Origin of the sequence: Myxococcus sp. AM011 (genome assembly GCF_013372595.1) — a bacterium.
Lineage (GTDB): Bacteria > Myxococcota > Myxococcia > Myxococcales > Myxococcaceae > Myxococcus > Myxococcus eversor.
Genome location: NZ_JABXEM010000012.1, coordinates 1 through 20,603 on the forward strand (window position 1 = coordinate 1; position 20,603 = coordinate 20,603).

Below are 20,603 nucleotides of genomic sequence, written 5' to 3' on the forward strand. Positions count from 1 at the left end.
CCTCGGAGGCGCGGACGACTCCCGTTCAGGTGCCCGCGCTCACCGGCGCCAGGGCGGTGTCGGCGGGTGCCCAGCATGCCTTGGCCGTGCGGGACACCGCGACGGTCTGGGCCTGGGGCTCCAATGCGGAGGGCCAGGTGGGAGATGGGGTGGTGGACTGGCAGGTGCTGCCGGTGCGCTCGGGGCTCGCGGCCTCACGAGGCCTGTCCACGGCGTATCAGTTCTCACTCGGCATCGCGCTGGATGGGACGGTCCAGGGCGCCGGGGCGAACGGCTCCGGGCAACTGGGTGACGGGAGCGTGTTGAGTCGCGCGACGCCCGTGGCCTCGGTGGGGCTCACCGAGTGTCGAGCGATTGCCGGTGGTCAGGGGCACGCGCTGGCGCTCAAGACGGACGGGCGCATCTACGCGTGGGGCTCGAATCAGGAGGGCGAGCTGGGGGACGGGACGACGGTGTCCCGGGCGCTGCCCATGTTGATTCCGTCGCCAGCGGGAGTGATGTCCATCGCGGTGGGAAGCCGGCACTCGCTGGCCCTGCTGGGAGACGGGACGGTCCAGTCCTGGGGCTCCAACCTCCAGGGTCAACTGGGGGATGCGACGACGGTGTCTCGAATCGTGCCGGTCCGCGTCCAGGGGCTGACGGGCGTGTCGGCGATTTCGGCGGGCGAGGGCTTCTCGCTGGCGCTCAAGCACGATGGTACCGTGTGGGGCTGGGGGAACAACTCCCTGGGACAGTTGGGAGATGGGACGACGGCGCGACAGTCGGTGGCGGTGCAGACGCTGGGGCTCACGGGCGTGACTGCCATCTCCGCCGGGCGCACGCATGCGCTGGCGTTGAAGGGAGATGGCACGCTCTGGAGCTGGGGTTCCAATACGTATGGCGAGCTGGGGGATGGCACCCAGGTGCGCAAGCTGTTGCCCGTGCAGGTGAACGCGGTGACAGGGGTTGTCACCATGGACGCTGGGGAGCATCACAGCCTCGCCGTGACGACGGGCGGCAAGGTCTGGTCCTGGGGCCGCAACCAGCATGGACAGCTTGGCAGTGGCGTGAAGTCCAACTGGCGGTTGTTGCCGGCGCAGGTGGCGGGGCTGACGGGCGCGGTGTCCGTGGGAGCCGGAGGCGAGCATTCCTTCGCGGTGCTCTCGGACCGGAGTGTCTGGGCCTGGGGCAACAGCGGTCAGGGGCAGTTGGGCACGGGCCTCTCCGACGTCCGAGCGGCGCCCGTGCAGGTCTGGTAGCGCTGGGAGTCAACCCCACCCGTGACGACGCTGGCGGCACTTCAGCCAGCGTCGTCACAGGAGGAGCGTGTCGTCCTCAGCCCGGCGTCGGAGCGTCCCGGCGCCGACGGTTCAGCACGAGCAACAGCAACATCAGCAGGGCTCCGCCCGGTGCGCCGGACTGCCGACAGCCGCAGCCGTCGTCGCTCTCGTCAGCAGGTGCCTTGGCGGGCAGCACCTCCAGCGACAGGGGCGCCGCGTCGACTCCACCGAAGCGCGTGTCGCCGCTGTACGCCGCGCTCAAGGTGTACTTCCCCGGAGCGAGCGTCGCGAGCGCATGCGTCGCCTCGCGTCCCTGCAGGGTGACGACCTTGAGCACCTCGGTGCCGTTGAAGAACGTCACCGTCCCCGTGGGCTCGCCCTGGCCGCCCACCACGCGCGCGGTGACGGACACGGCGTCGCCCGCGTACGTGGGATTGGCCGAGGCCTGGAGCTGGAGCGTGGCCTCCTGGAAGTCGGAGGAGCGAGCGACGGCCACGGTGTAGCTCCGACTCGCCGAGCAACGCCCTCCATCCGTCGCCGTCAGCGTGAAGGGGAAGCTGCCCGGCTGCGTGGGCATGCCCGTGAGGACTCCGTCGCGAAGCTGGAGCCCTCGGGGCAGGGCCCCGTCGATGACGAACGTCGTGGTGCCCTCGCCGCCCTCATGCACGAACGCCGTCTCCGCGAAGACCTGTCCGGTGGTGCCCGCCGCCAGGCCGGTGGGGCTCAGCGACATGGGCGGGCAAGCGACGGAGAGCGTGAAGTCACGCGAGGCCGTGCAGCCGTTTCCATCCGTCACCGTCACACTGAAGGGATAGTCGCCGCCCTCCTCGGGAGTGCCCGAGAAGACGCCGCCCTCCAACCGGAAGCCCCGAGGCAACGTGCCCGACACCGTCGAGGTGACGCTGCCCATCGCTCCCAGGACACCGAGCTGCATGGGCGCGAAGACTCCGCCCCGGGGAAGTCCCGGCAGCGCCGCGGCCTCCAGCGAGACGGCTCCGGCGGGACACGTCGACGCGGAGACCCCCGCCATCCGGTTGTCGCCGAAGGACAGGACGGTGCCCGTGCCGATGAGCCGCGTGCTGGCGAGCACGTTGGCGTCCACGGCGGTCCGCGACAGCCGCAGCAACGTCTGACTCCCGCTCCCCACCGAGGCCGCATGCAGGCCCACGCCATTGTGTGTGAGCCGGGCCCGCTCCACGTTGAGCGAGGCCTTGCCGCCATCTTCCGTCTGCGCCCAGATGCCGGCCTCGGTGTTGTCGGACGCCGTCAGCTGAGACACCGTCGCCGTGCTACCCGCACCGAGCCAGAGCCCCTGACGGTTGCCGGAGAGCGTGCCGCGCGAGATGAAGGCCGTCACGGCTCCAGCGGTGCCGCCCACCCGGACGCCCGCGTTTCCGTTGCCGGAGACCACGACATCGTCGAGGAAGAGCTGGCCACCCGCGGCGGGCGCGAAGCGGATGCCGTCCTGCTGGAAGCCACGGACTTGTGAGCGCTCGACATGCAGCGCCTTGCCGCTGTTGAACACGATGCCTGTCGTTCCAAGCGTGGGCCCGCTCCCGTTCACGGAGAGCCGGCGCAACACCACCACGTCCTGGGCGCCCGCGTTGATGGTGATGCCCTGGGTGCCGGAGGCGAGCACCTTGCCTCCATCCAGTCCGCCATCAATCGTGATGGCCTTGGTGATGACCAACGCGCCGAAGGAGCCTGGATCCATCGCATCGATTTCTCCGCCCGCGGCCGTCTTGGAGATGGCCCCCGCGAAGGTCTTGCACGGCGCGGTGCGGGAACACGGATTCGCGTCGTCGCCCACGCCCGACACCCAGGTGCGGGTGGCCTGGGCCAGCGCGGGAGTGGACGCGCAGAGCGCGGCCACGAGGATGCAGCGCAAGTGGACCCCCATCGCGCGGCTCAATTCTGCGGCAGCGTGGTGGAGGGGGAGCCATCCGTGCCGTTGCCCGCGGCGACGCGATTGTTCCCGAACGAGCCGACTGGGCCGTCCAGCCCCAGGCCGGTGTTGTGGCCCACCGTCGTGTCGGAGATGCGCACCTGCGCCGGAGCCTCCGCCTTGATGCCGACACCGTTCTGCGCCACCACGGCCCGCTCCAGGGTGACCTGCGCCCCACTCACCGCCAGGATGCCCTGCTCGGAGTGGCCCACCACCGTCGTGTCATTCACCGTGACGCGCGCGCCGTTCAGCGCGTGGAGGCCGATGAGGCCGGACGCAATCTGGCTGTTTCCAATCACAGCCCCGCCGCTCGCCACCTGGATGCCGCCCGAGGTGTCGCCGGCGTTCGTTGGCGCCTTCATGGTCGCGCCGTTGACCGTGGTGTTGCGCACGACGAGCTGCACGGCCCCCGCGGAGGGCAGCACGTTGATGCCCGAGTTGATGAATCCCTGAATCGTGCAGTTCTCCAGCAGCACCTTGCCCGCCGCGAGGATTCGGATGGCGTCCAGCCCCGTGGTGCCGCCGTTCAGGGCGACGTTCCTCAGGATGACGGTGGCGCCCGCCGCGTTCACGACCACGCCATTCGTCCCCGAAAAGAGGATGCCTCCGGCGTAGGGCCCGCCATCAATCGTGATGGACTTGGTGATGGTCACCGCGCCGTAGCCACCCGGATCCATGGCGTCGATCTCCCCGCCCGCGGCCGTCTTGGAGATGGCCCCCGCGTACGTCTTGCACGGCGCGGTGCGGGAGCACGGGTTCACGTCATCTCCCACGCCAGAGACCCAGGTGCGGGTCGCCTGCGCGGAGGCGGAGGACCCCAGCAACACACACAGCAGGGCGGGAAGCGCGAACAAACCCGTCGCGCGAGAACGAACAGAGCCAGGAGTGGACATGGTGAGCCACGCTACCTCGCTCGTGTTCCGTCCACGAACGACGCAAGTCCGTGATTCACCCCGAGACGGCCTGAGTCCTTCGGTCTTCAGATTCTTCACGGTGTTTCAGCCTTTCCCATGAAAGCTGAATGCACCGAGGAGGTGTTTCAGCCTTCGCACGAGGCTGAACGCACCCGGGAGAAAAGCTTCGCCCGGGGGCGCCCGCCAGCATGCGAGCGTCCCCGGGATTCTCTCCAGACGGACTACTTCGTCTTGTTGTACTCGCGGCTGGCGATGACGCCCTGCACTTCGGCCAGGGCGCGGGCGCCGGAGGCGGACTCGAGCGCCTTCTCCGCGATGGTCTGCACCTGGCGCTTGGCATCCGCCAGCTCCGACTGGAGCGCCTGGATGGCCTGGGCCTGCTTGGTGCTCGTGTCCTTGAGCGAGGCAATCTCCATGCTGGCCACGCGCTGCGCCGTCTCCGCGTCCTTCGTGGCGAGCGTGAGCTTCAAATCCCACTCCGACTTCACGCGGTTGCCGACAATGGCCGCCGCCGTGTCCGCTTCCTTCTTCAGCACGGCGGGGAACTCCGACACCTGCTTGCGCAGGTCCTCCAACTCCTTCTCGCGCAGCTTCAGTGCGTCCTCACGCGCGGCCCAGTCCTTCTCTACCTTCTCCTTGCGATCTCTCTCGGCCGCGGACTGCACGCGCAGGCTCTCCACGAACGCGTCCTGCTCCTTCTTGCGCTGGTTCTGGACGTCGTAGGCGTACTGCTCCTCGGCCCGCTGGCGCGCCACCTTGGCGAGCTCGTGCTCGACGGCGTGCTGCTGGGCGAACTTCGCGCGCGCGTCGGCGATGTCCTTGTTCATCTGCTCCGTCTCCGCATGGAGCTCCGCCTTGCGCTTGTCATACTCGGCCACGAGCACGTCCACGGCGCTGGCCGCCACGTCCTTGCCGTGCAGCTCCGACAGCTCATCCGTCTTGAGCTGGATGGCCTCGTCCAACTGCTTCATCTCCTCCACCAGCGAGATGACCTGCTCGTTGATGCCCGCGAGCGTCTTGTTGATGGTGAGGCCCGCCTCGGTGACTTTCTTCACCGCGGACTCAGCGGACAGGGTGGCGACGTCCGTCAACACGTTCTTGGCGTGGGTGTCCCGGGCCTCCTGCTCCTTGGCGGGGACGACAGGCTTGTTGCGAGCCTTGCGCGCCAGGTCCTCGAAGGCGGCCTTGGTGGACTCCGAGGAGCGGTTGCGGGCGGCGGACTTGCGGGAAGCGGACTTGCGGGTGGCCATGTGACTCTCCAGGTAGGGCACGGCCAGGCGGGCCGGGGCGGCTCGCGAATGACGTGCGGGTTTCGTGGGATTCGTGGTCCCCTTTCCGGGCGACCATGAGAGAAGAATACCCGTGGGGTCTGACACTGCCTGGCTGGGTTCCAGGCCTCCGGACGGGCCCGGAAACGGGCCTCCTGGGGGCCGGAAAGCCACGCCGGGCTTGTCCTTCGGGCCGGCGCGCGGCTAACTCGCCCCCCGAATCCGCTCAAGGGAGAGCGTCAATGCAGGTCGTCAGTGTGAAGCAGGTCCTCGCCGGCGCGGTGGAGGCAGGGACGAAGGTGGAGGTCCGTGGCTGGGTGCGCACCCGGCGCGACTCGAAGGCGGGCATCAGCTTCGTCAATGTCAGCGATGGCTCGGTGTTCGACCCCCTCCAGGTGGTCGCCCCCAATTCGCTGCCCAACTACGAGAAGGAAATCCTCCACCTCACCGCGGGCTGCTCCGTCGTGTGCCGCGGCACGCTGGTGAAGTCCCAGGGCAAGGGGCAGGCCTTCGAGGTCCAGGCCGAAGAGGTCCAGGTGCTGGGCTTCGTGGACGACCCGGACACGTACCCGATTCAGCCCAAGCAACACACGCTGGAGTTCCTGCGCGACGTGGCGCACCTGCGCGTTCGCACCAACACGTTCAGCTCGATTACGCGCGTGCGTCACCGGGCGGCGCAGGCCGTCCACCGCTTCTTCGACCAGGAGGGGTTCTTCTGGGTCAACACGCCCATCATCACCGCGAGCGACGCGGAGGGCGCCGGGCAGATGTTCCGCGTGTCCACGCTGGACACCGTCAATCCGCCCCGCACGCCGGAAGGCAAGATTGACTGGCACAAGGACTTCTTCGGCAAGGAGGCGTACCTCACCGTCTCCGGCCAGCTCAACGTGGAGGCCTACGCCATGGCCATGTCGAAGGTGTACACCTTCGGCCCCACGTTCCGCGCGGAGAACTCCAACACCACGCGCCACCTGGCCGAGTTCTGGATGATTGAGCCGGAGATCGCCTTCGCGGACCTGAACGCGGACGCGGACCTGGCCGAGCGCTTCCTCAAGTTCGTCTTCAAGGCGGTGCTGGAGGACTGCGGCCCCGACTTCAAGTTCTTCGAGGAGCGCGTGCAGAAGGGCGTCACGGAGCGGCTGGAGAAGTTCATCCACTCCAGCTTCGAGCGCCTGACGTACACGGAGGCGATTGAAATCCTCAAGAAGGCGAAGAAGAAGTTCGAGTACGCGCCGGAGTGGGGCAAGGACCTCCAGACAGAGCACGAGCGCTACCTGTCCGAGGAGCACGTGGGGAGGCCCGTGGTGGTGATGAACTACCCGGAGGAGATCAAGGCCTTCTACATGCGCATCAACGAGGACGGGAAGACGGTGGCGGCCATGGACGTGCTGGCCCCCGGCATCGGCGAAATCATCGGCGGCAGCCAGCGCGAGGAGCGGCTGGACGTGCTGGACGCGCGCATGAAGCGCTTCGGCTTGGATCCGGCCCACTACGGCTGGTACCGGGACCTGCGCCGCTACGGCACGGTGCCGCACGCGGGCTTCGGGCTCGGCTTCGAGCGGCTCATCGTCTACATGTGCGGCCTGCAGAACATCCGCGACGCCATTCCCTACCCGCGCGTTCCGGGCTGGGCGCAGTTCTAGTCGGGTGGAGCGACCGGGCGCCCGGGCCGGTGACGTATGACGGCCATGAGGTGCTCGATGCTCCAGAATCTCAATGCCGGTGGGTGGAGTCGCTCCGCCCGCCGGTTCTTTCTTGCCCCGCTCGTGGGCCTGCTGTTGTCGTCGTGCTCGGAGACTCCTGCTTCCTGTGGCGTGGCCTGTGCGCCGCCGGACGCGACGCTGGAGGACGTCCCCTGACGCACTCGGGCGACGGGGGGGCAGACGGCGTCGATGACGTTTGGCGGGCTCGTCGTCGACCTGCGCTGACGCTTCGGGCCCGCCTTCCTCGTCACGGAAGCTGGGACTGGAGCACGGGCCAGCGGGTGCGGACCCACTGGCGCACGTACGCGAGCTCCTCCTCGTAGGTGAGGAAGTCGGTGCGCTGGTACCAGGCGGGGAAGTTGCCTTCGCCCACGGTGCCGGGCGCGCCCATGGCGCGGTACTCGAGCTGCCAGCGGGCCCAGTCCCTCTTGGCGACGGCGGACGTCTCCTTCTCGTAGGTGTCGATGAGGGCGAGCACGGCCTCCAGCTTCAGCTCGTCGCGCAGCAGCGCCTGGTAGCGCTGGCGCATGGGCCCCGCGAAGGTGGGGTCCGCGAGCAGCCGCGCGAAGATGCGGTTGTTCCCGGTGAAGTTGGAGCGCGTCGTCGGCGAGGTGCGCGTGGTGTCGAAGTTCTGGCCGAAGCTCGCGTCCAAATCCCACGGGATGAAGCGCCACGGGCCCTGCGTCTTCGGGTCATACGCGTGATAGGCGTTCTTCGAGTGGGAGTCCGTCCCGAGGATGAGCGAGTTGAAGATCCACCAGTCCTCGTAGTCCCGCTGGCGGGTGCGCCGCGGGAAGCCGGTGCGGAACGTGGCGTCGTCGGAGTCCGCCACGAAGGTGATGAAGGCCTCCAGCGTGTCCCATGCGTGGGGCTGGCCCATCTCCGGCTCGCCGACCTTCTTCTCGAAGCCCTCGCGCAGCGACGCCTTGGGCTCGCCGTTCTTGCGGATGCGGGAGAAGTTGGCGTCGTTCTCCACGGCCTTGAACAGGTCCGAGTCCTTGTCCATGCCGTTCTCCGCCATCATCCGCTTGTGGGGCAGGTCCGCCGCCGTATAGAGGCCGAGGTAGCGGTTGTTGGCATAGAGCACCGCGCTGAAGGTCCGCACGCGGATGTGCTCGGGTGACATCTTGCTCCAGAGGTCGAACGCGAGCCGCGTGCGCACGTAGGAGTTGTCATTGAACGTGGTGACGAGCGCCACGCGCTTCTTCTTGAGGAAGCCGTCGCCGAAGACGGGCTCGTTGAAGAGGTCCTCGTCGGGGAATTCCAGCGTGAAGCTGCGCTTGGGGAAGGCCCCGGACGTGGCGCCCCGGTACTTGGCTTCGATGTTGTAGGTGCGGCCCCGGTAGATGAGCTGCGCGGGCTTGTCGCTGCCGGACGTGAGGGGCGGCGTGTAGATGAGGTGGAAGACGGGCAGCCCGTACTCTTCGGTGTACGTCTTCGGGTCGACGATTTTGACGTTGCCCGGGGCGCCGTCGTTCTCCGCGACACCCACCTTGAGGATGCCCGTCTCGTTGCTGGTGTGCTCGCGAAGGACGAGGTTCCACACGGCGGCCTGGTCCCTGCCGGGCGTCCAGCGCAGGGTGGCGGTGGCCTCGTCGAAGGCCGCGCCGGGCGGAAGGTTGTCCACGCTGAAGCGAAGCCCCGTGGTGGTGTTCCCGGTGGAGCACGTCACGGTGGCCGTCACGAGCTGGCCCTCCGTCAGCCACCGCGTCTCGCCCGCGGTGGGCGCGCAGACGGTGGGCGCGGAGCCGGCATCCGGAGGACCCGCGTCCGGAGGGGTCGGCTCACCTGCGTCGGGCACGCCCGCGTCTGGACGCTCCTGGGGAGTCGTGGGGTCCAGGTCGGGTCCGTTTCCCGACGGTCCAGGCACCTCGTCCGGAAGCTCACCCCCGGGTCCAGTGGAGGTGCCACCCCCACAGGCCACCGTCAGACAAACGACACACGCCAGCACGCCTCGAGACAAGCTTCTTCCGGCCACCGTGTTGCTCCCCCGCGTCCACCCGCCCATGTCGGAGCGGAAGAGATAGGCATCCAGGGAAGCGCTGACAGGCCCCGCCCCTTGTAGGTGTCGGCTCATGGACGCGAGGGGTGCTATCCCTGCCTGGAGGTGTTTCCGTTTCGTCGAGTCCGTTCAACCGTGGGAGAGGACCGCACCGATGGCCACCCAGTTCCCGCACCTCGAGCCCATCCACCGCGACTTCATCCTGCGCCAGCGGATGTTCTTCACGGCCTCCGCCGCCAGCACCGGTCGGGTGAACCTCTCCCCGAAGGGGCTCGACTCGCTCCGCGTGCTTGGCCCCAACGAGGTTGTCTACCTGGACCTCACCGGCAGCGGCAACGAGACGGCCGCGCACCTGCGCGCCGATGGACGCCTCACCCTCATGTTCTGCGCCTTCGAGGGGCCGCCCATGATTCTGCGCCTCTATGGACGGGGTCAGGTGCTGCGCCGGGGCAGCGCCGCGTACTCCCGGCTGTTGGCCTCCGAGTTCGGCGGCGTGGAGCCGCTGGGGGCTCGGCAGATGGTGAAGCTCGACATCGACCTCGTGCAGAAGTCCTGCGGCTACAGCGTGCCCCTCTACGAGTTCACCAGCGACAGACCCACGCTCACGCGCTGGGCCGAGAACAAGGGCGAGGAGGGGCTGGAGGAGTACCGACGCGCGAAGAACGCGAGCAGCCTCGATGGCCTGCCTACCGGACTCTTCGACGAGGACGATACGACTCCAGGCGAGCCGTAGGCGCCGGGCCGTGGCTCAAGAGGAAGCCCACCTGGACCTCTCCGAAGTCCAGCGTCTCGGCCTCGTCCCGGGTGCTATCCCGCCCTGAGGCGCGCGGAGTCCTCCGCGTGTTTCTCCAGCGCCGCGGCGATTTGTGGCGCGGTCCACAGCGGGTCCAGACAGGGGCAGAAGTAGCCAGGGCCCGCCTTTTCCCGCACGGCCCACTCGAAGAAACCGCGAGCCGTGGAGTGCAGTTCCTCCGGGAGGAAGAGGGCCGCGACGTCATATTCGGTGAAGCGCAGCAGGCCCGGCACGCGCCACTCCCGCTCCCAGTCGAAGCGATAGCTGTAGGGCGCGTTGTGCTTGTCGCCCTGGATGTCCACGAAGGGCGTCATGGCCCAGAGCGGATGGGCCCGCGAGTCCGACGCCGCCAGCGCCTGGTCCATCTGGTGCTTCAGGGAGAGGTGCGCGGGCGACGCGTACTGGACGTACCAGACGGGGCCACCCCCCTGGGACAGGATGAAGCTCTTGCTGAAGCCGATGCCATACAGGCTGCGGCGCTGGACGAGCCGGCCGAGCTGGTCGAGCGGAATCTCGCTGAAGCAGACCGCGCGGTGCCGGTCCGCGACCTGGGGCTCCTTGCGCGCGAGCCCGAAGCCCTGGGCACCCGGGATGAGCGTGCGCGTGCCCAGGATGTTCATCATGTTCTGGTAGGCGTCATGGAATGGCGGTCCGGGCTTCGTGAAGTGCACCACGAAGTCAGACATGTCCCGCCACTGTGAATTCGCCTGATAGCCCAGCATCGTCAGTCCGGGGCCAATGTCCCGGAGCGGGGAAGTCGATGCAACCCGACTGCATTCGCACCTCCGTCGCCTGCCCGCCCTCCCGACGGCGGGGCCGGTGCTCGGTGATGGCTGGCGGGTGTCTGGGATGAGGCTGGCGAAGCCATTCGAGCGCTGGCTCCACCAGGCTGGGGTGTTGATCGATGGGTGACATCGCAATCGTTCATCGAGCGGAGCGGACCTCCGCTCGGGGGAGCGAGCGATGCGCCACGATGGGCGGTTGTCACCGGTCGAGCTGATGCGGCGTCTCACCCTGTCGCTGGAGCGCATCGCGGCGCATGGGCTCACGAGCGGGGCCATCCAGGGTGCCTCGGAGGGACTCCAGGCGGAGCTGCCGGGGCTCGACGGGCAGCTGCGTGAGCTCGTCCAGGATGTCGTGGCCCTGCTTGCTCGCGAGGTCGAGGAGGCCGCCGAGCGACCTCCCGGCACGTGGTCCCGCTCGCTCGCGGAGAGCGCGGTGAAGGGCGTGGTGGCGGAGCTGCGGCGCTCGATGCCGGGCGCGGATGCGCTGTCCCATGAGCTGCTGGAGCGGGTGAACGGGTGGTTGGACCGCTCGGCGCGGGTGGCGGATCAACGTCAGCGGGAGCTTCGGCAGCCTGGCGCGCGGGCTCGGACGCTGGCCACGGGGGCGGTGCGCGGCGCGGTGCTGGAGCTGGCGCACGAGATGCCCGTGCTGGCGCCCATCGCCTCGGAGGTGGCGTCCCAGGCGGGGCGTGGGCTCGTGGAGGGATTGGGCACGGCCCTGGATGCGCGCACCGAGCGCATCGACGAGGTGCTGGAGAGCGCTGGGCGGCGGTTCGTCCACGCCGTGGTGGAGCAGCTCGAGCTGGAGGTGAAGGCTCGCCGCGAAGGCTCCGAAGTGGACGTGGGCCTCGTCGTGGCGACGATGGCCGAGCGCACGGCGACAGCGACGGTGCGAGGTGCCTCCGAGGAGCTGCGGCGTCAGCTCCGTGCCACGCGGGACGAACTGGGAGGCCCTTCGCTGCGGGGTGCCAGCCGTGAGGTGACGCTGGGCGTGTTCTCCGCGTTGTCGGAGCGACTGAAGGTTCCGCTCGCCATCGCGGTGGGCGCGGGTGGGGCGCTCGTGCTCACCGCGTTCACCCTGGCCCGGCGACGCTGAGCTGCGTCGCGCTGGGCTGAGCTGCGTCGTGCTGGGCTTGCGTCACGTTGGGTCGGGCTGTGTCGCGCAGGGCAGCGCCTCGCTGCGTCGAGCTGAGCGGCGCGGCGCCGCGCTGCTCTCGTGGCTTGCCTTGCGTGCGCGGCAAGGGCGCCCGAGGCCCGCGAGCCGCTGCGCATCGTCTGTGAATGAGGCTAGGCTGACCGGAAGACACAGAGTCGTCCGGGGGTGGTCTCGCGCATGTGGCGAAGGCTTGGAGTCGGCGGGGGCCTGTTGCTCCTGGGAGTCGTCCTGGCGTGGGTCGTGCTCGGTGGACCGTCGGGGGAGGGGCAAGAGCGCGGGAAGACCTCCGCTTTGGAACCTGACGCGGAAGGCCGGCGCTCGTCATGGGCCGCGCTGCTCGCCGCGCCCGTGTCCGCGCCCCGAGGCGGACAGGTCGTGCGAGGAGTCGTCATCGATATCGCGGGCCCGGTCGTGGGCGCGGTGGTGGTGGCGACCGAGGATACGCCTCGCAAGCCATTGAGTGCCCTGCCTTGCGACGATGACATGTCGTCGCTGAACGCGCGGTGCCCGGTGCGGGAGGTGTTGGACTGGTTGGACTCGGGCGAGGGCGCCATGCCTCCCCTGGCACGTACCGTGACGGACTCCGAGGGCCGCTTCACGCTGGCGGGCCTGGAGGTTGGAAGGTACGCGGTGTGGGCGGAGGGGCCGCGGAGCGTGGCGCTGCGCGAGGATGTCCCCGCTGGAACCGAGGACCTCGAGGTGTGGTTGGACGAGGGGCCTTCGCTCGCGGGCGAGGTGCGGGACGAGTATGCGCGGCCACTGGAGGGAGTCCGCGTCATCGCCCTCCTGGCGGCACACCACCGCGCCTTCGAGGTGACCACGGCACGGGACGGACACTTCGAGTTCGGGGACCTGCCGGACCAGGATTACAGCGTCCTCTTCTCCAAGGAGGGACTGCTCCCGGTGCACGTGAAGCCGCGCGGCGCGGACCTGCTCGCCATGGACGTGACGATGTCGCGCGCACGCCTGCTCTCGGGCCGCGTGGTCCATGAGGACGCTCCTGCCCCGGGGGCGAAGGTGCGCTGCGAGGGCCCCGACTGGAGTCGCGAGGTCGTCGCGGATGGCGAGGGTCGCTTCACCTTCGAGGGCCTGCCCCCTGGGCGCTATTCGTTCTCCGCCAGCGACGGCGAAGCGGTGGCCGAGGAGAGCGTGGGCCTGGGGCCCAGCGGCGACTACCCCGAGGTCGTGCTGGCGCTTGGCAGTGATGTGCTCCTGGAGGGCGTGGTGCGAGACGCCCGGGGGGCGCCCATCGTCGGGGCGAGCGTCCTGGCCTGGAGGCTGGGCGTGCCCTACATCCCCAGGCAGAATCACGCGACGAGTGACGCTCGCGGGGTCTTCTTGTTGGGACCGGTGTCGCGAGCCCTCTACTCCGTCAAGGTCGATGCCCCGGGGTTCCTGGTGCACGAGGCGCAGCTGCGGCTGGGCGCGGACGGCGCGCCGCTCGTCTTCGTGTTGCGCGACGCCTTCACGGTGGAAGGCACCGTGGTGGATGCCGAGGGTCATCCCCTGGAGGGAGCCCACCTCTCCGCGGTCTCCCCTTTGGACGAGCGTGGCCCGTTCGACGAGTCACTCAAGGGACGCGATGACCTGGTGGTGGAGAGCACCGCGACGACAGGGAAGGAGGGCGCGTTCGTGCTCTCCGCCGCCGAGGCCGGGGCGCGGGGCATCGTCGTCAGCCATGCGCTGTATCGGTCGACCTGGCTCTCCGTGACGTCGCCTCGAAAGGGGCTCCGGGTCGTGCTCTCGCCGGGCGCCACGGTGAGCGGCGAGGTGCTGTTCGAGACAGACTACCCGGTGCGGTCCGCCCACGTGACGCTGGTGTCGCGACTGCGCGAGCCGGGGGACGCTCACGAGAAGACCGGGAGTACGGATGCGAAGGGACACTTCACGCTCCAGGGCGTCGCCGAGGGGCGGTATCGGCTCGTCGTCACGCCTCGGGAGCTGGCCTCGCGGCGTCAGTTGTCCAAGCTGCTGGAGGTGAAGGGGCTCGCACCCGTGCATGCGCGGCTCCAGTTCCGCGCCGGCCGCTCACTCGCGGGCGTCGTCGAGGATGGGGAGGGCAAGCCCCTCGCGGGTGTCTCGATTCGGGTCACTCCGGCCGTGGAGAACGTATCGGTGCGAGCGCGAGGCGCGGACTTCGTGATGCACCCGGGTGTGGCGACGGGCAGCTCCGATGAGGAGGGGCGCTTCGAGCTGAGCGACCTGGTGCCGGGGTCCTACTTGCTGGTGGCCTGGCTGAATGGCCATGTGCTGGAGGTGCCCCCCGCTTCGAAGGCCTCGAAGCCCCGGGGCTCGAGCCTGCCCTCCGTGCTGGTCGAGGCCGGAAGCGCTGAGCTGCGGCTGGTGATGCGCCGCGAAGTCGGCATCCGGGGGCGCCTGGTTCGGGAGGACGGCACCCCCGTCACCCGGTTCGAGGTGAACGGCGTCTCCACCACGAGCCCGCGAGGTGAATTCTTTCGAGGCCCCCATGGAACCAGGCCGCAGGAGTTCCGCTTCTCCGCGCCCGGCCTCGCGACCCTCTCCATGAGGGTGGACGCGGTGGAGGGACAAGCCCTGGACCTGGGCGCGGTGGTGCTCCGTCCGGGGCGCCAGGTCCGGGGGCGCGTGACGGACGCGGCGACGGGAAGGCCCGTGGTGGGGGCCCTGGTGGATGTGGGCGACGTCCCCACGGATGCGAACGGCTGGGCGGACGAGGCGATGCTCCACGAGGAGGATGGCGTGGTGAGGACGCGGCCGGACGGCACCTTCACCCTCCCTCATGTGCTGGAGCAGCCGTATGCGCTCGTCGTGTCGCATGAGGCGTATTCGCAGAAGCGCCTGTTGCTCGGTGCGAAGCAGGACGAGGTGGAGGTGGCGCTCGAGGTGGGGGCCCTGCTTCGCGGCACGGTGAGCGACCCGGCGGCGGACAACACCACGGTGATTCTCTCGGGCTCGGAGAATGGCTACGTGCGGGAGCTGTCGGTCATCTCCGGACAATTCGAGCAGCCAGGCGTCCCGCCGGGTCCCTATCTGGTGGCGGTCCGGAGAGACAACACCGAGGACAGCGACACCCCACCTCCGGTGTTCCTGCCCCGGCGCGTCCAGGTCCCCGCCTCCGGCACGGTGACGGTGGACTTCGTGCCGCAGTAGGACGGGGCGACGCTCCACCTGCGCGTCGCGGACGCGAGCGAGCACTCCGTGGTCATCCTCGCGCAAGGGACGGTGCCCGCGCCGAGCACCCGGGCGGACCTGGAGCAGCTCCAGTCCCTCAAACCGCGTGAGCTGGGGCGGGGAGGGGCTGGACGTTCCGCTCGCAGCCGGAGGGGACCTATACGGCCTTCGTCTTTCGACGCGGTGAGCCGCATCCCTTCAGTTGTGTGCGAGAGGAGTTGATGCTGCCGGGCACGGGTGAGGTGACGCGGGAGCTGACGCCTTCGTGGATGCCGCTGCCTGCGATGTCGTTGTCGAGCATGGAGTGGTACTGATGGCGCGAGGCCCCTTCGCGGCGGAGTTCCTGGCGACTACGATTGGGCGCCATGTCCCGCCTCCGTCCACTGTCTCTCGTGGCCCTGCTCACGCTGGCCTTCGCACCGTTGGCGCTCGCCGCTGCTGGCACCCCCCAGCTCCAGGCCTTCTTCCAGCCTGAGCTGACCCAGGCCAGCTATCAGCAGAAGGCCTACGCCCAGGTCGCCGGCAAGTGGAAGCAGCCGGCGCGCAAGGGATTGCCGGCGGTGGGCCGCAGGACGGTGGTCCAGGCTGTGATTGGCCGCGATGGCAAGCTCGTCACCGCGGTGGTCTCCCAGGAGTCGGGCTCCAAGGTCTGGGATGACGCCGCGCTGGCCGCCGTGAAGAAGGCCGCGCCGTTCGCCCCGCTGCCCAAGGACTACGCGCTGGCCACGCTCGATGCGCACTTCCATGTCGCGTGGGTCGCCGCTCCGTGAATGTCCTCGCGCGCTCGTCCGTCCCGGCCCCATCGATGACATTCCGGTCCCACTGCCTCGCGCCCCTGCTGCTGCTCGCGCTCGCCCTGGTGGCCTCGCCCGTCGAGGCGGCGCGCAGGCCTCGAAGCGTCCAGAGCGCGACGAGCGTCGTCGGCCTCTGGTCCGAGTCCCAGCACGTCTATGTGAAGGGGGACGTCGGCGTCTCCTCGGGGCAACTCGCGGACCTGGAGGTGTGGCTCACGAAGAACGCGCCTCACTGGACGGTGGTGTTCCTGGAGAACGCGGAAGGTGAGCGCTTCGTCGACGCGGAGGGCACGCGCTTCACGGGCATCGACGCCGCGTTGCATGCCCTGGGAAAGGGGCTGTCCAATCGCACGGGCTTCGGCGAGTTGAAGCACCCGAGGACGCGGGAGCCGGACGGCGCCGTGTTCCTTCTGTCCCTGGCGGAGAGGAACCTGTCGTACTTCGGCTCGGAGGCGCAGGACCGGCGCAAGGCGGGAGACGCCCAGTGGAAGGGTGACCTGGATGCAGCGGCCATCGAGGCCATGCGCAATGGCGGGCGCATCATCGACGCGGCGAAGAACACCGTGACGCTCGTCGATTCGCGGGTGGCCGCCGCCGTCGACCAGGAGGAGGCTGAGCGCGCCCGACTCATCGAGGCCCTGCGCGGCCGGCTCATCGCGATGCAGACGGAGCTGCCGCGTCTCTCCGAGCAGCGGCTCGCGGCCTTCGGGACGGTGTTGCCCCCGGGACTTCCGCGCGCGGCCGTGGACCTCGCGGGCGTGGCGCCTCAGATCGCCAAGGCCCTGGCGCTGCTGACGCCTCCGGAGAAGGCCGACCTCGCGAAGGCGACGGCGGTGCATGACGGCGTGCGGGCGAGCCTCGACGGGCTGCGCTCGGCGATGGAGGAGCACCGGACCGCGTCCGAGCGACTGAAGGCGCTGGAGGCCGCGCAGGTGACGCTGGCCGCGAATCCACTGGCCGCGTTCGCTTCCGAGGGGCTCTCGGAGCTGCGCGTCGCGACGGAGACGGCGAGCGGCGCGGTGCGTGACATGACGCCTGCTCACGGTGCCGCGCTCACCACGGCCGAGGCGGTGCGCGCGAAGGTCACCGAGACGCTGGAGGTGGCGGGGCGGGATGGCCAGCGACTCAGTGCACTGGCGAAGCTGTTGGATGACCTGGCGGCGAGGCCCGAGGTGGAGGTCTTCCAGGTGTCGCTCGACGAGGCCCGAGTGGCGTGGGGAAAGGCTCGCGAGGCATTCGTGGCGAGGGTTGGCACCTACGGCGTGCTGCTCCGGGCGAGCGAGGAGTCCTACCAGCGCGCTGTCGTGGCGGCGGACGAAGCGGAGCTGGCGCGGAGGATGCGCACTGGCGGCGGGACGGCGGGTGGCGCGGGCCTGCTCATCGCGGGCCTGCTGGCGCGTCGTCGGCGCAACGCGAGCCGGCTCAAGGCCACCGAGCTGCATGGCCGCTGGCGCACGGCCATCGACGAGAAGACGCATGCGCTCTTCGGGCTCCTGGAGCGCACGCACCTGTGCGCCGGCGAGTCCCGCGACGACATCGCGAGGCGCTTCGAGGGCCTCACCCGGGAGCGGGGGCAACAGCTCGCCTCCGACGTGGACGAGCTGTTCCTCCTCGCCACCGCCGCCGCGCGCGTGCTGCATCGGGCCGAGGACCTGCTCACCGGCTCCGGGATGACGAACGCGCTGGGGGCCCACCTGGGGACGGCTCGCTACGAGCAGGTCACCCGCCTGCTGCGCGACGAGCCCATCGTCTTCCACCCCGACGAGGGCGTGGAGGGCGTGCTGCGCGGGCCGCGCACCGAGGCGCAGCGGCTCATCGGCGACCTGAAGAGCTATCAGCCCTTCTCGCTCTCCTTCGAGGCCTTGCTGGAGGCGTTCAACACCCACGCCGAGCGGGCCCTGGTGCTGCTGGGCTCCCTGGAGACGGCTTCATTTACTTCGGTGGAGGCGTTGACCGCGCTGAAGGACTTCATCGCCGAGCTGCGGGAGGTCCCTCCCGGGGACGCGGTGCTGCGCGTGAAGGAGGTCACCGGTCAGGTCGTGCCGTGCCTGGATGCGCTCGTGAAGCAGGCCCGGCCCCTGTTGAAGGCGGACCCGCTCGCCGCGCTGGAGGGGCCGCTCGCGGAGGGCGGACGGCGGATGGCGGAGGCTCGGGAGCTCATGACGGTGCTGACCATGGCCGAGCGCGAGGTGCTCCCCGTGGTTTCGCGAGCGGGACGGGCGCTCGTGGACGCGGGCCTGTCGCGTCGGTGGTTGGATGACGCCGTCGCCGCGTTGGGACACACGGCGGAGGAGACGGCCAAGGCGCTGGTGGACCGGCCGGCGAAGGACGCCGTGGAGGCGCTGGCTCAATCCTTCACGGCCCTGGCCACGCGAGCGAGCGAAGCGGACGAACTGGTGGCGCTCGCGGCCCGGGCCCGGGATGCCCTGGCGCGCGTGGAGCGGGAGACGGCCACGGCCCGCGAAGAGCTGGGGACGTCGATGGACAAGCCCGCCTCGGCGATGCTGCGTGAGAAGGACGCCGACCCGTCGGACCGGCACGCCTCGGGTGTGGGCTCGCTGCGCGAGGCGCGCGAGGCGCTCGGGGACGGGAAGCTGGATGCCGCGCTCGCGGGACTCACGGCCTCGCTGACGCGCGTGGGCGAGGTGGAGGCGCTCCTCGCTGACAGTCGCGAGGCATCGAGGACCTTCGCCGCGCGTCGTGACGCGTGTCGCGAGGAGGCCCGTCGGCTCGAGGCTCGCGTGGTGGACGGCACCGTGCTGCTGGAGACCTTGATAGCTCGCTATCGCCCCTCCGCGCTGCGCCTGCGGCCCGAGGACCCGGTGCATCCGGAGGCCAATGGCACGGTGCGGGACAACGCCTCCGAGGTCGCACGGCATCTCGGCGACGCGGCGACGCGCCTGACGGAGGCGGACCTGGCCCATGCGGAGGCCCGGTTGCTGGCCTCCGTCGCGCTGCTGTCGGAGGTGGAGGCGCGGCACGCCCAGGCCCACGCCCGGCTCGACGAGGTCGACGAGAAGTCGCGGCGGCTCCAGTCCATCGAGGAGGGCAACGCCAGGACGCTCCTGCTCGCCGAGGGGCTGAGCCGCGCGTGTGACGCCGACGCGTCGGACGCGCGCACGATGCAGCCCACGCACAGGGCCCGTGACGCCGCCCGACAGGTCCTCCTGGCGGCGGTGACGGCGGCGGAGTCACGGCCCGCGGACCCCTTCGACGCCGCCGAGCGGCTCGCCTCCGCCTGTCTGTCGATGGAGCAGGTGCGGCAGGCCGCCGCGTCTGACCGGGCCCACCATGCCCAGGCGGAGGAGAGCCTGGCCTCGGCCGACCGCGCCGTGTCCTCCGCGGACCGTTGGATTCGCCAGGCCGCCACCGACGGCATCGGCGACAGCCGCGCGACGACGGCGGCCATCAGCGGCCTGGCCACCCTGCGACACGAGCTCGACTCGACGAAGCGGGCCTTCGCGACGCCCCATGGAGACTGGGTGGCCTTCGACAGGGTGGCGGACCGCATCGCCTCCGAGGCCGCGCGCAAGACGGCGGACTTGCGGGGCGAGCTTCGCGCCGCGGAGGAGGCCTCCGACGCCATCCGGTCCGCCGCCGGCATGGTGCAGTCCGCCGCGACGTGGATGGGCAGGGCGGGGGGCTCCCAGCTCGACTCCGCGCGCCGCTCGCTCGACAAGGGGCTCTACGCGGAGGCCCTGCGGTCCGCGGACGCGGCGACTCGCGAGGCTCGCGACGCCATCGAAGAGGCCGAGCGCGAGGAGGAGCGTCGTCGCGACGAGGCCCGTGAGAGGGAGCGGGCCCTCGCGGCCGCCTCCTTCTCCAGCTCCTCTTCTTCCAGCTCCTCTTCCTCGAGCAGCGGGTCCGGCTTCTCCAGCTCTTCCTACGGCAGCGGTTCTTCGGGGAGCGGTTCGGGCTTCGGCAGTTCGAGTTGGTAATCGCGGGCAGGCGCACGGACGGTTATGGTGCGCCCCCATGGCAACTCCTCATATCTCCGCGGCACCCGGCGACTTCGCCGACGTGGTGCTGATGCCCGGTGACCCCCTCCGGGCTCGCTATATCTCCGAGCGCTTCCTGACGGACGCCCAGGGCGTCACCTCGGTGCGCAACATGTTCGGCTTCACCGGCACCTATCAGGGCCGCCGCGTCTCGGTGATGGGACACGGCATGGGGGTGCCTTCCATCTCCATCTACGCCACCGAGCTCGTCAAGGTGTACGGCGCCCGCGTGCTCATCCGCGTGGGGAGCTGCGGCGCGCTCCGCCCGGACGTGAAGCTGCGCGACGTCATCGTCGCCACCGGGGCCGGCACCGACTCGAAGGTGAACCGGATGCGGCTCATGGACCACGACTTCGCGGCCGTGCCGGACTTCCAGCTCGCCCGGTGGGCGATGGAGGCGGCGGAGCGACGGAACAAGGCCGTGCGCGCGGGCACTGTCTTCACCTCGGACTTGTTCTACCACCCGCAAGAGCAGCTCACCGCCACGCTGGTGCGCATGGGGGTGCTGGCCATCGAGATGGAGGTCGCCGGCCTGTATGGCGTGGCCGCCGAGTTCGGTGCGCGCGCCCTGGCCCTGCTCACCGTGTCGGACCACCTCCAGACGGGCGAGGCCCTCTCGCCCCAGGACCGGCAGACCTCGTTCGACGAGATGATTGAGCTGGCGCTCGACGTGGCCCTCAAGGTGCCCGCGCCGACGCCCTGACGCGGACAGTCGTCACTCGGGAAGTGTGGCCTCGGCCACGCCCGGAGCGCCCCCCAGGGCAGGGGGGCGCCAAAAAATCTGGGAGGGGCTTTGTGCTCGAACGATTCTCGGGCCATCCTTCGGCCCGGTGCGT

The 20,603-nt window shown here is 69.9% G+C and carries 14 protein-coding genes and 1 pseudogene; 9 read left to right on the top strand and 6 right to left on the bottom strand.

Annotated elements, in window-relative coordinates:
- Positions 1–1,238: pseudogene (locus HUW62_RS04200) on the top strand (RCC1 repeat-containing protein); the annotation flags it as partial.
- Positions 1,239–1,314: 76 nt separating this feature from the next.
- On the opposite strand, the gene HUW62_RS04205 reads toward HUW62_RS04200, so the two are convergent.
- The 3 genes from HUW62_RS04205 to HUW62_RS04215 all read right to left on the bottom strand — a co-directional run bounded on the left by HUW62_RS04205 (position 1,315) and on the right by HUW62_RS04215 (position 5,368).
- A complete protein-coding gene (locus tag HUW62_RS04205; protein ID WP_176433618.1) occupies positions 1,315–3,159 on the bottom strand; it encodes a putative Ig domain-containing protein in 1,845 nt (614 codons plus the stop codon).
- Positions 3,160–3,167: 8 nt separating this feature from the next.
- Positions 3,168–4,097, bottom strand: coding sequence for a right-handed parallel beta-helix repeat-containing protein (locus tag HUW62_RS04210; protein ID WP_176433619.1), 930 nt, complete (start codon positions 4,095–4,097; stop codon positions 3,168–3,170).
- Between the two features lie 242 nt (positions 4,098–4,339).
- Complete coding sequence (locus HUW62_RS04215; RefSeq protein ID WP_163870243.1) at positions 4,340–5,368, bottom strand: kinetoplast-associated protein; 1,029 nt, start codon at positions 5,366–5,368, stop codon at positions 4,340–4,342.
- 260 nt (positions 5,369–5,628) lie between these two features.
- Here HUW62_RS04215 and asnS point away from each other — a divergent pair, with 260 nt between their 5' ends.
- Positions 5,629–7,029, top strand: coding sequence for an asparagine--tRNA ligase (gene asnS, locus HUW62_RS04220; protein ID WP_163870244.1), 1,401 nt, complete (start codon positions 5,629–5,631; stop codon positions 7,027–7,029).
- Between the two features lie 57 nt (positions 7,030–7,086).
- The gene (locus HUW62_RS04225) at positions 7,087–7,245 is read left to right on the top strand and encodes a hypothetical protein (RefSeq protein ID WP_176433620.1); all 159 of its coding nucleotides are present in this window, start codon (positions 7,087–7,089) and stop codon (positions 7,243–7,245) included.
- Between the two features lie 91 nt (positions 7,246–7,336).
- Here HUW62_RS04225 and HUW62_RS04230 read toward each other — a convergent pair whose 3' ends face one another.
- Positions 7,337–9,097 (bottom strand): CotH kinase family protein, encoded by a 1,761-nt coding sequence (locus tag HUW62_RS04230; protein WP_176433650.1) that lies wholly within the window; start codon positions 9,095–9,097, stop codon positions 7,337–7,339.
- A 148-nt stretch (positions 9,098–9,245) separates the two neighbouring features.
- Here HUW62_RS04230 and HUW62_RS04235 point away from each other — a divergent pair, with 148 nt between their 5' ends.
- Positions 9,246–9,824 carry a pyridoxamine 5'-phosphate oxidase family protein gene (locus HUW62_RS04235; RefSeq protein ID WP_176433621.1) on the top strand — a complete coding sequence of 193 codons (579 nt, stop codon included), beginning with the start codon at positions 9,246–9,248 and terminating at the stop codon, positions 9,822–9,824.
- 74 nt (positions 9,825–9,898) lie between these two features.
- On the opposite strand, the gene HUW62_RS04240 is transcribed toward HUW62_RS04235, so the two are convergent.
- Positions 9,899–10,570 (bottom strand): abortive infection system antitoxin AbiGi family protein, encoded by a 672-nt coding sequence (locus tag HUW62_RS04240; protein WP_255203219.1) that lies wholly within the window; start codon positions 10,568–10,570, stop codon positions 9,899–9,901.
- A 277-nt stretch (positions 10,571–10,847) separates the two neighbouring features.
- On the opposite strand from HUW62_RS04240, the gene HUW62_RS04245 reads away from it, so the two are divergent.
- A complete protein-coding gene (locus tag HUW62_RS04245) occupies positions 10,848–11,765 on the top strand; it encodes a hypothetical protein (RefSeq protein ID WP_163870248.1) in 918 nt (305 codons plus the stop codon).
- 351 nt (positions 11,766–12,116) lie between these two features.
- Positions 12,117–14,954: a carboxypeptidase-like regulatory domain-containing protein gene (locus tag HUW62_RS04250; RefSeq protein ID WP_176433623.1), complete on the top strand. Its 2,838-nt coding sequence runs from the start codon at positions 12,117–12,119 to the stop codon at positions 14,952–14,954.
- Between the two features lie 178 nt (positions 14,955–15,132).
- On the opposite strand, the gene HUW62_RS04255 is transcribed toward HUW62_RS04250, so the two are convergent.
- Entirely contained in the window at positions 15,133–15,342 is a 210-nt protein-coding gene (locus tag HUW62_RS04255; RefSeq protein ID WP_176433624.1) for a hypothetical protein, read from the bottom strand.
- Between HUW62_RS04255 and HUW62_RS04260 the strand changes: the two genes are divergently transcribed.
- From HUW62_RS04260 to deoD, 3 genes are read left to right on the top strand one after another with little or no spacing between them, the layout of a single operon-like run.
- The gene (locus HUW62_RS04260; protein WP_163870251.1) at positions 15,341–15,745 is read left to right on the top strand and encodes a TonB family protein; all 405 of its coding nucleotides are present in this window, start codon (positions 15,341–15,343) and stop codon (positions 15,743–15,745) included. The genes HUW62_RS04255 and HUW62_RS04260 overlap by 2 nt on opposite strands.
- Before the next feature lie 35 nt (positions 15,746–15,780).
- Entirely contained in the window at positions 15,781–19,707 is a 3,927-nt protein-coding gene (locus HUW62_RS04265; protein ID WP_176433625.1) for a hypothetical protein, read from the top strand.
- Positions 19,708–19,744: 37 nt separating this feature from the next.
- Positions 19,745–20,470 carry a purine-nucleoside phosphorylase gene (gene deoD, locus HUW62_RS04270; RefSeq protein ID WP_163870253.1) on the top strand — a complete coding sequence of 242 codons (726 nt, stop codon included), beginning with the start codon at positions 19,745–19,747 and terminating at the stop codon, positions 20,468–20,470.
- Positions 20,471–20,603: the final 133 nt, after the last annotated feature.